We start from the raw sequence: 13650 nt of genomic DNA on the forward strand, positions 1-13650 counted from the left end.
CCCTCCCTCTCCCTGGAGTCGTCCCGATGTCGCTTGAAACCTGGCTGGCCTTCCTCGGCGCATCCGCCCTGCTGCTGATGCTGCCCGGCCCCACCATCCTGACCGTCATCAGCTATTCCCTGACCCATGGCAAGCGCGCCCGCCTGCCGTTGGTGCTGGCGGTGGCGCTGGGCGACTCCACCGCCCTGGCGCTGTCGCTGCTGGGCCTGGGCGCGCTGCTGTCGGCGTCGGCCTTCTGGTTCACCGTGGTCAAGACCGTGGGCGGCCTTTACCTGCTGTACCTGGGCTTCAAGCTGCTGCGCGCCGGCGTTTCGCCCGCCACGCTGCCGCAGGCCGGCGCGGCCGGATCGCGCTGGAAACTGTTCGCCAACACCTACCTGGTGACGGCGCTGAACCCCAAGGGCATCATCTTCTTCGTGGCCTTCCTGCCGCAGTTCATCGACCCGGCCGGCGACGTCACGCGCCAGCTGTGGATGCTGTCGGCCACCTTCGTGACCTGCGCCGGCATCAACGCCACCGCCTACGCGCTGTTCGCCGGCTCGGCGCGCCGCCTGCTGGCATCGCCGCGCGCGCAGCGCGGCTTCAACCTGGGCGGCGGCGCGCTGTTGTCGGCCGCCGGAGTCTGGGCATTGCTGGCGCGTCGCGCCTGACACCTACTTCAAGGCAAGGCCGCCGACGCCGCTTCCGGATCCAGGCCGTAACGCCGGATCGCCTCGGCCGCCCGCTCGGCCGGCAATGCGCCCTCGTCCGCCAAGGCCTTGAGCGTGGCCAGCACGATATGGTGCCGGTCCACCTCGAAGAACGCCCGCAGCGCCTGGCGCGTGTCCGAGCGGCCGAAGCCGTCGGTGCCCAGCGTCACATAACGGCGCCCCACGAAAGGCCGGATCTGCTCGGCCACCGTCTTCATGTAGTCGGTGGCCGCGATCACCGGCCCCCGCGTATCGGCCAGGCTCGTCTGGACGAAGCCCTGGCGCGCCGCGTCCAGCGGATGCAGGCGATTCCAGCGCTCGGTCTCCTGGCCATCGCGGCGCAGCTCGGAATAGCTGGTGACGCTCCAGACGTCGGCCGCCACGCCGAAGTCCTGTTGCAGCAGGTCGGCGGCGGCCAGGGTCTCGCCCAGGATGGCGCCGCTGCCCAGCAGTTGCGCGCGCAGCTCGCCCGGCGCGCCCTCGCGTAGCCGGTACATGCCCTTGAGGATGCCGGCCTCGGCGCCTTCCGGCATCGGCGGATGCGCGGTCTTCTCGTTGATCAGCGTCAGGTAGTAGAAGATGTCTTCTTCCTCCTGGTACATGCGGCGCATGCCATCCTGCACGATCACGGCGATCTCGTAGGCATAGGCCGGGTCGTAGGCAATGCACGACGGGATCACCGATGCCAGCACGTGGCTGTGGCCGTCGTCGTGCTGCAGGCCCTCGCCTTCCAGCGTGGTGCGGCCCGAGGTCGCGCCCAGCAGGAAGCCGCGCGCGCGGATGTCGCCGGCCGCCCAGGCCAGGTCGCCCACGCGCTGGAAGCCGAACATCGAATAGAAGATGTAGAACGGAATCGTCGCCACGCCGTGGGTGCTGTAGGCGGTGGCGGCGGCGATCCACGAGGCCATGGCGCCCGACTCGTTGATGCCTTCCTGCAGGATCTGGCCGCGCCGGTCCTCGCGGTAGACGCTGAGCTGGTCGGCGTCCTGCGGCGTGTACAGCTGGCCCACGTGTGAATAGATGCCGACCTGGCGGAACATGCCGTCCATGCCGAAGGTGCGCGATTCATCCGGCACGATGGGCACCACGCGCGCCCCGATCTGCGGGTCCTTGAGCAGCTGCGCCAGGATGCGCACGAACGCCATGGTGGTGGAGAATTCGCGGCCGTCGCTGCCTTTCAGGTGCGCGGCAAAGGCTTCCAGGCCCGGCGTGGCCTGCGGGCCGGGGCCGGCCGGACGCAGCGGCAGGTGGCCGCCGGCGCGGCGGATGGCGGCTTCCAGGTAGGCCTGTTCGGGGCTGCCGGGTTCCGGCTTGATGTAAGGGATCTCCTCCAGGCGCTCGTCCGGCACCGGCAGGTCGAAGCGGTCGCGGTAGGCGCGCACCGCCGGGTCGGCCATCTTCTTCTGCTGGTGGTTGGTGTTGGCGGCCTCGCCGGCCGCGCCCATGCCGTAGCCCTTGACCGTCTTGGCCAGGATCACCGTGGGCTGGCCGCGATGCGCCAGCGCCGCGGCGTAGGCGGCGTGCATCTTGACCGGATCGTGGCCGCCGCGATTGAGCGCGCCGATCTCCTCGTCGCTCAGGTGCGCCACACGTTCCAGCAGCACCGGGTCGGCGCCGAAGAAGTGTTCGCGCACATAGGCCCCGCCGCGCGCCTTGAAGACCTGGTATTCGCCGTCCACGCATTCCATCATGCGGCGCCGCAGGCGGCCGTCGTGGTCCTGCGCCAGCAGCGCGTCCCAGCCGCCGCCCCAGATCACCTTGATGACGTTCCAGCCGGCGCCGCGATAGACGCTTTCCAGCTCCTGGATGATCTTGGCGTTGCCGCGCACCGGGCCGTCCAGGCGCTGCAGGTTGCAGTTGACCACGAAGATCAGGTTGTCGAGTTTTTCGCGGCCGGCCATGGCGACGGCCGCCAGCGTCTCGGGCTGGTCCTGCTCGCCGTCGCCCAGGAAGCCCCAGACGCGCCGGTCCTGCGCCGCGATCAGGCCGCGGTCTTCCAGGTAGCGCATGTAGCGCGCCTGGTAGGCCGCCATCAACGGGCCCAGGCCCATCGACACGGTCGGGAACTGCCAGAAGCCGGGCATGGTGCGCGGGTGCGGATACGACGCCAGCCCGCCGCCGATCTCGCGGCGGAAGCGGTCCAGCTCCGCTTCGGACAGGCGCCCTTCCAGGTAGGCGCGGGCGTAGATGCCGGGCGCCGAATGGCCCTGGATGTAGAGCATGTCGCCCAGGTAGTCCGGCGTGGCGGCGCGGAAGAAATGGCGGTAGCCGGTTTCGTACAGCGTGGTGGCCGAGGCGTAGGTGGCGATGTGCCCGCCCACGCCCGAATGCTTGCCGGCGCGCAGCACCATGGCCATGGCGTTCCAGCGCAGGTAGGCATCCAGCCGCGCCTCGATGCGGGTGTCGCCGGGGAACGGCGCCTGGGCCGGCAGGCCGATGGTGTTGACGTAGGGCGTGACGCCGGCCGCGGCATAGCCGCCGCTGCGGGCGCGGTCCTGCTCGATCAGGCGGTCCAGCAGGTAGTGCGTGCGCGGCAGGCCTTCGTGCGCCAGCACCGCCTGCATCGCGTCCAGCCACTCGCTGGTTTCTTCGGGGTCGATGTCGACGCAGTCGATCTCGGGTTCCATGGGCATCCTCCTTGTGGTGCGCAAGCGGCGCCTGGACACGGAAAGGCCGGCGCCATCATTTCACATCGTGAATTGCATTTGCATAATGTGCAATTGCAATCGTAGGGAGGTTTTCGAACAATTGCAAGTGCAACTATCAAGGAAAATGGCGGCTCGCGCGCGGCGTGAATGCGCGTGACGGCCCGCCCGCCGCGCGGCGCGGCCGCCGGGCCTCTACAATCCGGGACAACGAAATCCCTGGAAAAGGAAGCGACCGCATGGCCACGGGCAAGCCCGACGCGTGGAGCCTCTTTCTCACCGCGCATGCGCTGGTGGTGGAAGAGATCGAAAAACGACTGTCCGCCGCCGGCCTGCCGCCGCTGGCGTGGTACGACGCGCTGTGGGCGCTGGAACGCGCGCCCGACGGCACCGCGCGCATGTTCGAGATGGCCGAGCGCATGGTCATCGCGCGCTACAACCTGACGCGCCTGATGGACCGCATCGAGGCCGCCGGGCTGGTCGAGCGCTTCCGTTCCGACGAGGACCGCCGCGCCACCTATGCCCGCATCACGCCGGAAGGCCTGGCGCTGCGCCGCAAGATGTGGAAGGTGTATGGCCCGGCCATTGACGAACTGTTCCTGTCGCAACTGCCGCCGGCGCAGCAGGACGCCATGGCCGAGCAGTTCCGCCAGATCGCCCGCCATGTGCGGGCCTTGTCCAGAACCCCGGCTTGACCTGACCGCCACGGAGTCCGCATGCCCGTCCGTCCGCCCCTGCACATCGGTATCGTCGCCTGCTCGGCCGAGGGCGCCGCGCTCTGCTACCGCACGATCTGCGCCGAAGGCGCGCAGCGCCTGGGGCCGCACGCGCACCCCGAGGTGTCGCTGCACAGCCTGTCGCTGGCGGACTACGTGGCCTGCCTGGAGCGCAACGACCTGGCCGGCGTCGGCGCGCTGATGCTGACCTCCGCCGACCGGCTGGCGCGCGCCGGCGCGGATTTTCTGATCTGCCCCGACAACACCATCCACCAGGCCCTGGGCCACGTGCTGCCGCAATCGCCGCTGCCGTGGCTGCACATCGCCGGGGAAGTCGCCGCCCAGGCCGCCGCGCGCGGGCTGCGCCGCATCGGCATCCTGGGGACGCGCTGGCTGGTCGACAGTCCGGTCTACCCCGACAAACTGCAGGCGCGCGGCCTGGACTACGTGCGTCCCGCGCCGGCCGACCGCGATCTGCTGGCGCGCGTCATCATGGACGAACTGGTCTACGGCATCTTCAAGCCCGAATCGGTCGCCTTGCTGCAAGGCGTGGTGGCGCGGCTGCGCGATGCCGGCTGCGACGCGGTGGTGCTGGGCTGCACCGAACTGCCGCTGGTGCTGAACGACGCCAACTGCGTCTTGCCGACGCTGGACTCGACCCGCATCCTGGCGCGCGCCGCCCTGGACCGCGCGCTGGCCTGACGCCTGAACTGGCCTCCCGCCCCCTTCCCGGCCCCGCCCGGGGTCAGAGCTGGTCCAGCCCGTACTGGCGCAGGCGATCCAGGTCCAGCACCTGGATCTGGTTGTACGACAGCGCGAGCACCCCTTGGTCCGCCAGCGTCTGCAGCGCCTGGTTGACCCGCTGGCGCGACAGGCCGGTCAGGTAGCCGAGTTCTTCCTGTGAAATCGCCAGCGTCAGGTCGGTGGACGGATACAGCTGCGGGTTGAACAGTTGCGCCAGCGACTGCGCCACGCGCGCATCGGCGTCCAGCAGGCGATGGTTCTGGATCGAGGCGATGAACTCGCCCATGCGGTCGTTCAGCTGGCCGATGACGAAATGCGAGAACGGCAGGCTGGCCGCCAGCAGCGCATGGAAGGTGGCGGCCGGCACCAGCAGCACCAGCGACGGCTGGATCGCCACCACGTCGTACTTGCGCAGCTCGCGCTTGATGACGCTGCCCTCGCCGAACCAGCCGCCCGGCGGCACTCCCGAGAACGTGCAGCTGCGTCCCGACTCGTTGTAGATCGCCAGCTTCAGCAGGCCGCTGTGCACCCCCAGCCAGTAATCCGACGGCGCATTGCGGCGCGCGATCCAGGCGCCGCTGGCCACATGTTCGGCGCGCGCCGTGGCCAGCACCAAATCCTGGTGCGGCGCGTCCAGCGCGGCGAACCAGGCGCAGCCGCGCAGCAGTCCGGCCAGCTCGGCCGGGGAAACAATGTTTGAAACATCGGACATGGAAAGAACCGTGTAAAACTGCGGGTTGGGCGCCCGAAAAAAGGTCTGTCATGCAGGCGACAGACACCATTTTCCGGCGGCCGATAAGCTCTAGCAAGCAGCGGGATTCGCATCCACGATCAAACCCGGCGATCCAAATCAAGTTTCCCGCATAAAAGCATATCCGGGCGCCCCCGCGCCCCACAGGAGACAAGCATGAGCAGCCTGTTCGACCACGGCCTGGCACGCCGTGACGCCAACTACGAACCCCTCACCCCGGTCGACTTCATCGCCCGCGCCGCGCAGGTCTATGGCAACCGCCTGGCCGTGGTGCACGGCGCCGTGCGCCGCACCTGGGCCCAGACCTACGAGCGCGCGCAACGCCTGGCCGGCGCGCTGGCCGCCGCCGGCATCCAGCGCGGCGACACGGTGGCGGTAATGCTGCCGAACATCCCCGCCATGGTCGAGGCGCACTTCGGCGTGCCGATGCTGGGCGCCGTGCTCAACACCCTCAACACGCGCCTGGATACGCCCAGCGTGCTGTTCATGCTGGGCCACGGCGAGGCCCGCGCGCTGATCGTCGACACCGAATACGCCGAGCTCGCGCAGCGCGCCCGCGCCGAATTCCCGCACCTGAAAGTGATTTCGGTGCACGACCTGGACGGCGCCCCGGCCACCCTGCCCGGCGCTACCGACTACGAGGCCTTCCTGGCCGCCGCCCCCGCCACGTTCGACTGGCGCCCGCCGGCCGACGAATGGGACGCGATCGCGCTGAACTACACCTCCGGCACCACCGGCGATCCCAAGGGCGTGGTCTACCACTACCGCGGCGCGTATCTGAACGCCGTCAGCAACATCCTCGAATGGGACATGCCCAAGCATCCGGTCTACCTGTGGACGCTGCCGCTGTTCCACTGCAACGGCTGGTGCTTCGCCTGGACCTTGGCGGCGCGCGCCGGCGTCAACGTCTGCCTGCGCAAATTCGATCCCAAGACCGTGTTCGACCTGATCCGCGCCGAGGGCGTGACCCACTACTGCGGTGCGCCCATCGTGCAAAGCGCGCTGGCCAACGCGCCGGCCGAGCTGCGCGCCGGCATCCGCCACACCGTGCGCACCATGGTGGCCGGCGCCGCGCCCGCGCCGGCGGTGATCGCCAAGATGAAGGAAATCGGCTTCGAGCTGACCCACGTCTACGGCCTGACCGAGGTCTACGGCCCGGCCGCCGTGTGCGCCCCGCAGGAAGCCTGGAACGACCTGGAGGACGAGCAGCGCGCGCTGCTGACCGCGCGCCAGGGCGTGCGCTACCACCTGCAGGCCGGCGTCTCGGTGCGCAACCCCGACACCATGGAGGAAGTGCCGGCCGACGAGCAGACCGTGGGCGAGATCATGTTCCGCGGCAACATCTGCATGAAGGGCTACCTGAAGAACGAACGCGCCACTGACGAGGCCTTCAGCGGCGGCTGGTTCCACACCGGCGACCTGGGCGTGATGACGCCCGACGGCTACATCCGCATCAAGGACCGCAGCAAGGACATCATCATCTCCGGCGGCGAGAACATCTCCAGCATCGAGGTCGAGGACGCCCTCTATCGCCATCCGGCCGTGGCCGCCGTGGCGGTGGTGGCCATGCCCGACCCGAAATGGGGCGAGACGCCCTGCGCCTTCGTCGAACTCAAGCCCGGCCACAGCGCCACCGCCGAAGAGATCATCGCGCACTGCAAGCTGCTGCTGCCCGGCTTCAAGGTGCCGCGCGCGGTGCGCTTTGGCGAACTGCCCAAGACCTCGACCGGCAAGATCCAGAAATTCGAACTGCGCGCCGCGGTGGGTTCCACCCGCGCCATCGACGCCACCTGATTCCCTTCCTACCCGGAGCTCCGACGCCATGACGTACCAAGCCCCCGTGAAAGACATGCTGTTCGTGCTGAACCACCTGGCCGGCCTGCCGCAGGTGGCGGCGCTGCCGCAATATGCCGAAGCCACGCCCGACACCGCCCAGGCGGTACTGGAGGAAGCCGCCACCTTCGCCGGCGACGTGCTGGCGCCGCTGAACCACCCCGCCGACCGCGAGCCCAGCGCCTGGCGCGACGGCGCCGTCACCACCTCGCCCGGCTTCAAGCAGGCCTTCCGCCAATACGCCGAAGCCGGCTGGCAGGGCATGACGCACCCGGTCGAATACGGCGGCCAGGGCCTGCCCGGCCTCCTGGGCGCGCCCTGCTCCGAAATGCTCAACGCCGCCAACCTGTCGTTCGCCCTGTGTCCGCTCTTGACGAACGGCGCGGTCGAGGCGCTGCTGACGGCCGGCTCGCCCGAACTGCGCGAGCGCTTCATCGGTCCGATGCTGTCGGGCCGCTGGACCGGCACCATGAACCTGACCGAGCCGCAGGCCGGCTCCGACCTGGCGCTGCTGCGCACCCGCGCGCAGCCGGTCGGCGACGGCACCTACCGCATCTCGGGCACCAAGATCTTCATCACGTACGGCGAGCACGACCTGGCCGAGAACATCGTCCACCTGGTGCTGGCGCGCCTGCCGGACGCGCCCGAGGGCGTGAAGGGCATCTCGCTGTTCCTGGTGCCCAAGTTCCTGGTCAACGACGACGGCTCGCTGGGCGCGCGCAACGACGTTACCTGCGTGTCGATCGAGCACAAGCTGGGCATCAAGGCCAGCCCCACCGCCACGCTGCAGTTCGGCGACGCGGGCGGCGCCATCGGCTACCTGGTGGGCCAGGAAAACCGCGGCCTGGACGCCATGTTCATCATGATGAACGCGGCCCGCTTCGCCGTCGGCGTGCAGGGCATCGCGGTGGCCGACCGCGCCTACCAGCACGCGCTGGCCTACGCCGCCGAACGCGTGCAGAGCCGCCCGGTGGACGGCTCCTCGCGCGAGGCCGTGCCGATCATCCAGCACCCGGACGTGCGCCGCATGCTGGGCACCATGCGCGCCCTGACCGAGGCCGGCCGCGCGCTGGCCTACTACACCGCCGGCCACGCCGACCTGGCGCACGCCAGCGCCGATCCGGCGGCGCGCGCCCGCCACCTGGCGGTGCAGGAATTCCTGGTACCGATCGTCAAGGGCTGGTGCACCGAAGCCTCCATCGACGTCGCCAGCCTGGGCGTGCAGGTGCACGGCGGCATGGGCTTCATCGAGGAAACCGGCGCCGCCCAGTACTACCGCGACGCCCGCATCCTCACCATCTACGAAGGCACCACCGCGATCCAGGCCAACGACCTGGTCGGCCGCAAGACGCTGCGCGATGGCGGCGCGGTGGCGCAGGCGCTGATCGAGGAGATCCGCAAGACCGAGGAAGCGCTGCTGGCGCGCAGCGAGCCGGCCGCCCGCCTGGTGCTGACGCCGTTGCGCCAGGGCCGCCTGGCGCTGGCCAACACGGTCGACTTCGTGGTGGCCAACGCCGCCGCCCATCCCAACGCGGTGTTCGGCTCGGCCGTGCCCTACCTGTTGCTGGCCGGCACGGTGCTGGCCGGCTGGCAGATGGCGCGCGCGCTGCTCGCGTCGCTGGACCACCTGGACGAGGACCCGGCCTTCCACCAGGCCAAGATCGCCACGGCCCAGACCTACGCGCTGCACAAACTGACCCAGGCGCCCGGCCTGGCGGCGGTGGTGGCGGGGTCGAACGAGTACGCCGTGCAGCCATGAGCGTGGTCGACGCCGGATCGCGCATCGACGCGCTGGTGGCGCTGGGCGCGTCGGCGCCGCTGGTCCGGCTGGCCAGCGGCGACTGCGTGCATCCGTTGCTGCGCGGCGCGTGCCTGGGTCCGCCGTGCCACTCCTATCGCGGCGCCCGCGCGCCGCAAGGGGCGCCGCTGGCGCCGCTGTGGGACGATGGCGACCACGTCTACGCCCTGCGAGGCACGGCGACCGGCCGCGAGTTCATCCGGTTCAGTATCGAAGACCCGCAATCCGTCGACGTGCTGGCCCTGACGGAACAGGGATTCTGGGCGCACCGCTTCGACTTTCTCTATGAAACCGATGCGCCGCTGGACGACTTGCGGGCCGCCGCCGGCGCGGTGCAATTCCGCCACGTCGAGGCCTACCTGGCCGCGCGCGAGGCATTCGAAGACCCGCCGGGCCACGTCCCGACGCATCGGGATTGGCTGACGCGGACAATCGCCAGCATCGACCGGCGCGCGCTGGCGCCTTGAGCCTGGCGGGGCCCGCGCATTCCTTCCTGACCGCGCGGCGCTGTTGCGCTGTCGATCCCCGGTTGGCGGCGCGGTTAAACATATAACCAAAAAGAATAAAGAAAAGAAATAAACATATCTAAAATTATTAAGCGGACATCGGAAATCCTGCCCGCAGGCAAGACGCCAGCCGTACCAAGGCGTAGTTCAGGACCCTTCCCCCATGCTTCGCAAGCTGCTTTCCGCCGCGCTCATCGCTACCGCTTTCGCCGTTGCTCCCGCCCACGCCGCGCCGCCCGCGCTGGAAATCGGCTACCTGCCGATCCTGCCGGACGCGCAATTGTTCGTGGCGCTGGAAGAAGGCACCTTGCAGGCCAAGGGCGCGCCCGCGCCCAAGCTGGTGCAGTTCCAGAGCGGCCCCGCGCTGACCCAGGCGCTGCTGGCCGGCCAGTTGGACGTGGCCTACGTCGGCATCGGCCCGGCGCTGGTGGCCAGCGCCAAGGGCGCCGGCATCAAGGTGGTGGCTTCCAACATCGTCGAGCAGGTCAACGTGGTCGCGCTGGGCGCGCTGGCGCCGTATTTCGCCTCGGGCGATGCGGCCACCGCGTTCGCCCGCTTCGCCAAGGACAAGGGCAGAAAGCCCGTCATCGCCAGCTACCCCAAGGGCGCCGTGCCCGAGGCCGCGCTGCAATACTGGCTGCGCAACCGCCTCAAGGCCGACCCGGCCAGCCTGGAACTGATCTACCAGGGCGAGGCGCAGATCCAGCAGTCGCTGCTGACCGGCGCCATCGACGGCGCCGCCATCCTCGAACCCACCGTCACCACCGTGCTGACCCGCGCGCCCGATTCGCGCGTGGTGGCGCGCGGCTCGCAACTATTCCCGAACCAGCCCGGCGCCGTGCTGCTGGTGCGCGACAAGCTGATCGCCGAGCACCCCGAGGCCGTGCAGCAACTGGTCGACGCCCAGCTCGCCGCCACCGCCCTGCTCAAGAACGATCCGGCCCGCGCCGCGGGCCACGTGCAGAAATACGTCGGCGGCGGCCGCCTGGACCGCGCGCTGGTCGAGAAGGCCATCCGCAATTCGCATGACCAGTTCGTGGCCGATCCGCACGCCATCGTCGACGCCACCGCCGAGCTGCAGACCTTCCAGGCCAGCCTGGGCACGGTCGAGGCCGCCAAGGTCGACGTCAAGCAGTTGTTCGACACCCGCTTCTACGACAAGGCCGGGAAGCCATGAGCCAGACCGCCCCCGCCCTGGCCGCGCCCGCGCCGCAAGCCCGCAAGGGCGCGCCGCCGGGGTTCGCCGCAGTGCGCCGCGCGGCTTACGGCATCGGCGGACTGGCCCTCTTCATCGCCATCTGGAAGGCCGCGCTGATCTGGCAATGGGCGCCCGCGGGCACCCTGCCCGATCCCTTCGCGCTGCCCGCCACGCTGGTCCAGGAATGGCAGTCGGGCCGGCTCCTGCCGGCCATAGGCTCCAGCCTCGTGCATTACTTCTGGGGCCTGGCCGCGGGCACCGCGCTCGGCTTCGGCGTGGGCCTGGCGGCCGCGACGCTGCCGCGCTTCGACCTGGCGCAAGCCTATCTGGCGCGCATCCTGCGGCCGATCCCGCCGCTGGCCTGGGTGGTGTTCGCCATCGCCTGGTTCAAGGTCAGCCATGCCGGCGCCGCCTTCGTCATCGCCATCGGCGTGTTCTGGGTCAACTACTTCGCCACCTACAGCGCGGTGCGCAACGTCGATCCGCGCTACTACGAACTGGCGCGCGCCTTCGGCCACGGCGGCTACCTGGCGCGCGCGCTGGGCGTGACGCTGCCGGCCATCGCGCCTGGCGCGCTGTCGGGCGTGCGCACCGGCATCGGCCAGGCCTGGATGACACTGATCGCCGCCGAACTGCTGGGCGTGCCCGGCATGGGCCAGGAAATGAATGCCGCCGCCGGCGTTGGCGCCTACGACGCGGTGGTGGTCTACATGCTGATCATCTCGCTGGTCTACACGCTGTGCGACCTGGCGTTCTCGATGGTCGAAAGCAAGGTGCTGCAATGGCGTCCGTGATCGAATTCTCGAAACTCTCGTACCAACATCCGGGCGCCGACGCGCCGGTGATCCAGGGCCTGTCGCTGGCGATCGAGGCGGGCAGCTTCGTGGCCGTGGTGGGCGGCTCGGGCGTGGGCAAATCCACGCTGCTGCGCGCGGCGGCCGGCCTGGCTGATCCCGCCAGCGGCGAAGTGCGCTTCCAGGCGCCCGCGCGCCCCGGGCGCCGCAGCCGCGCGGTGGTGTTCCAGGACAGCCGCCTGATGCCGTGGCGCACGGTCGGCGGCAACGTCGGCTATGGCCTGGAAGGATTGGGGCTGGACCGCCAGGAACGCCAACAGCGCATCGATGCCGCGCTGCAACTGACCGGCCTGGGCGACTACGGCCGCCGCTGGCCGCATCAGTTGTCCGGCGGCCAGGCGCAGCGCGTCGGCATCGCCCGCGCCTTGGCCGTCAAGCCCGACCTGCTGCTGATGGACGAACCCTTCAGCGCGGTCGACGCCATCACCCGCCGCAACCTGCAGCAGGAGCTGATCCGCGTGTGGCGGGCCTCCGGCGCGGCGGTGCTGTTCGTCACCCACGACATCGAGGAAGCGGTGTTCCTGGCCGACAAGGTGGTGGTGCTGGGCGGCCGCCCGGCCAACATCGCGGGCCACTACGACATCGACCTGCCGCGGCAGCGCGACCGCGCCGATCCGGCGTTCGCGCGGCAGGTGGCGGCCATCGCCCATACGCTCGAACATCACTGAGCGGAACGCGCCGGCGCCCCCTCACGCCCGCCGCGCAACCGCGCAGTCCGGCGCCGGCGCCGCCTTGCGCGGCAGCGTCAGCGCCCAGAACAGCGTCGCCGCCAGGCTCAGCCCCAGGCCCAGCGCGCAGACGCCCAGCCAGCCCGCGCGCGCATAGACGAAGGTCGAGGCGATCGACCCGAGTCCGCTGCCCACCGCATAAAACATCATGTAGCCGCCGACCAGCCGGCTGTGCGCCTGCGCGCTGATGGAAAAGATCATGGCCTGGTTGGTCACGTGCAGCGCCTGCGCCGCGATGTCCAGCACCAGCACGCCCAGCGCCAGCGCCCACAGGCTGCGGTCCAGGAAGGCGATCGGCGCCCACGCCAGGCACAGCAGCGCCAGGCCCGCGCCGGTGGTCAGTTGCGCATGGCCGCGATCGGCCAGCCGCCCCGCCCGCGCCGCCACCAGCACCCCGGCCACGCCCACCAGCCCGAACGCGCCCACCGCGGTGTGCGTCAGCGAATACGGCGGCGCGCTCAACGGCAGCACCAGCGCCGTCCAGAACGCGCTGAAGACGGCGAACATCAACAGCGCGATCATGCCGCGCACCCGCAGCACCCGCTCGTGCGCCAGCAGCGTGAACATCGAGCGCAGCAGCGCGCCGTAGCCCAGTCCCGCGGTCGGCAAGGCGCGGCGCGGCAGCCAGCGGGCCAGCGCCAGCGCCAGCAACGCGGCCAGGCCGGCGGACACCAGGTAGACCGCGCGCCATCCCCACAGGTCGGCCACGGCGCCCGCCAGGGTCCGCGCCAGCAGCAGGCCGATCACCACGCCCCCCTGCACCGCGCCCACCACCCGCCCGCGCTCGCCCGGCGCGGCCAGCGCCGCCGACAGCGCCAGCAGGCCCTGGGTCATGGCGGTGCCGAGCAGGCCCAGCGCCAGCATCCCGGCCAGCAGCCACGGCGCAGCGGACGCCAGCGCCACCGCGGCCAGCGCCAGCACCAGCAGCCCCAGTTGCGCCAGCATCAGGCGGCGCCGGTCGAGCAGGTCGCCCAGCGGCACCACCAGCACCAGCGCCAGCGCGCAGCCCAGCTGCGTCGCGGTGACGACGATGCCCACCGCGCCCTCGTGCAGGCGGAACTCGCGGCCCATGGCGTCCAGTAGCGGTTGCGCGTAGTAGACGTTGGCCACGCTCAAGGCGCAGGCCACGGCCAGCAGCAGCACCAGGGCGGCGGGCAGGCGATCGGCGGATGGCGTGGCGGGCGCAGA

At 70.4% G+C, this 13650-nt stretch carries 12 protein-coding genes; 9 read left to right on the forward strand and 3 right to left on the reverse strand.

All coding sequences use genetic code 11. The features are described from left to right. Positions 1-26: 26 nt before the first annotated feature. Complete coding sequence (locus HV742_RS13585) at positions 27-650, forward strand: LysE family translocator (protein ID WP_049074834.1); 624 nt, start codon at positions 27-29, stop codon at positions 648-650. 8 nt (positions 651-658) lie between these two features. On the opposite strand, the gene aceE is transcribed toward HV742_RS13585, so the two are convergent. After that, the gene (aceE, locus tag HV742_RS13590) at positions 659-3316 is read right to left on the reverse strand and encodes a pyruvate dehydrogenase (acetyl-transferring), homodimeric type (RefSeq protein WP_175145666.1); all 2658 of its coding nucleotides are present in this window, start codon (positions 3314-3316) and stop codon (positions 659-661) included. Between the two features lie 257 nt (positions 3317-3573). On the opposite strand from aceE, the gene HV742_RS13595 reads away from it, so the two are divergent. Both HV742_RS13595 and HV742_RS13600 read left to right on the forward strand, forming a co-directional pair. Beyond that, positions 3574-4029 carry a MarR family winged helix-turn-helix transcriptional regulator gene (locus HV742_RS13595; RefSeq protein WP_049074838.1) on the forward strand — a complete coding sequence of 152 codons (456 nt, stop codon included), beginning with the start codon at positions 3574-3576 and terminating at the stop codon, positions 4027-4029. 21 nt (positions 4030-4050) lie between these two features. Next, complete coding sequence (locus HV742_RS13600) at positions 4051-4752, forward strand: aspartate/glutamate racemase family protein (protein WP_175145668.1); 702 nt, start codon at positions 4051-4053, stop codon at positions 4750-4752. A gap of 43 nt (positions 4753-4795) precedes the next feature. Here the strand turns inward: HV742_RS13600 and HV742_RS13605 are convergent, their stop codons facing one another. Continuing rightward, positions 4796-5506: a Crp/Fnr family transcriptional regulator gene (locus tag HV742_RS13605; protein WP_175145670.1), complete on the reverse strand. Its 711-nt coding sequence runs from the start codon at positions 5504-5506 to the stop codon at positions 4796-4798. A 195-nt stretch (positions 5507-5701) separates the two neighbouring features. Between HV742_RS13605 and HV742_RS13610 the strand changes: the two genes are divergently transcribed. The 6 genes from HV742_RS13610 to HV742_RS13635 all read left to right on the forward strand — a co-directional run bounded on the left by HV742_RS13610 (position 5702) and on the right by HV742_RS13635 (position 12402). Then, positions 5702-7339, forward strand: coding sequence for an acyl-CoA synthetase (locus HV742_RS13610; RefSeq protein WP_175145672.1), 1638 nt, complete (start codon positions 5702-5704; stop codon positions 7337-7339). Between the two features lie 28 nt (positions 7340-7367). Then, a complete protein-coding gene (locus HV742_RS13615; RefSeq protein ID WP_175145674.1) occupies positions 7368-9137 on the forward strand; it encodes an acyl-CoA dehydrogenase in 1770 nt (589 codons plus the stop codon). Beyond that, positions 9134-9643 (forward strand): hypothetical protein, encoded by a 510-nt coding sequence (locus HV742_RS13620; RefSeq protein ID WP_175145676.1) that lies wholly within the window; start codon positions 9134-9136, stop codon positions 9641-9643. The genes HV742_RS13615 and HV742_RS13620 overlap by 4 nt, the downstream gene beginning before the upstream one ends. Positions 9644-9845: 202 nt before the next feature. Continuing rightward, a complete protein-coding gene (locus HV742_RS13625; protein WP_054416131.1) occupies positions 9846-10859 on the forward strand; it encodes an ABC transporter substrate-binding protein in 1014 nt (337 codons plus the stop codon). Beyond that, entirely contained in the window at positions 10856-11674 is an 819-nt protein-coding gene (locus HV742_RS13630; protein ID WP_231891719.1) for an ABC transporter permease, read from the forward strand. Before HV742_RS13625 ends, HV742_RS13630 begins: the two co-directional genes overlap by 4 nt. Next, on the forward strand, positions 11662-12402 hold the full coding sequence (locus HV742_RS13635) for an ABC transporter ATP-binding protein (protein WP_175145678.1): 741 nt from the start codon (positions 11662-11664) through the stop codon (positions 12400-12402). The genes HV742_RS13630 and HV742_RS13635 overlap by 13 nt, the downstream gene beginning before the upstream one ends. Positions 12403-12423: 21 nt before the next feature. Here the strand turns inward: HV742_RS13635 and HV742_RS13640 are convergent, their stop codons facing one another. Beyond that, positions 12424-13620, reverse strand: coding sequence for an MFS transporter (locus tag HV742_RS13640; protein WP_175145738.1), 1197 nt, complete (start codon positions 13618-13620; stop codon positions 12424-12426). Positions 13621-13650: the final 30 nt, after the last annotated feature.

The organism is Achromobacter ruhlandii (assembly GCF_902859695.1).
In the GTDB taxonomy this organism is placed as follows: domain Bacteria; phylum Pseudomonadota; class Gammaproteobacteria; order Burkholderiales; family Burkholderiaceae_B; genus Achromobacter; species Achromobacter ruhlandii.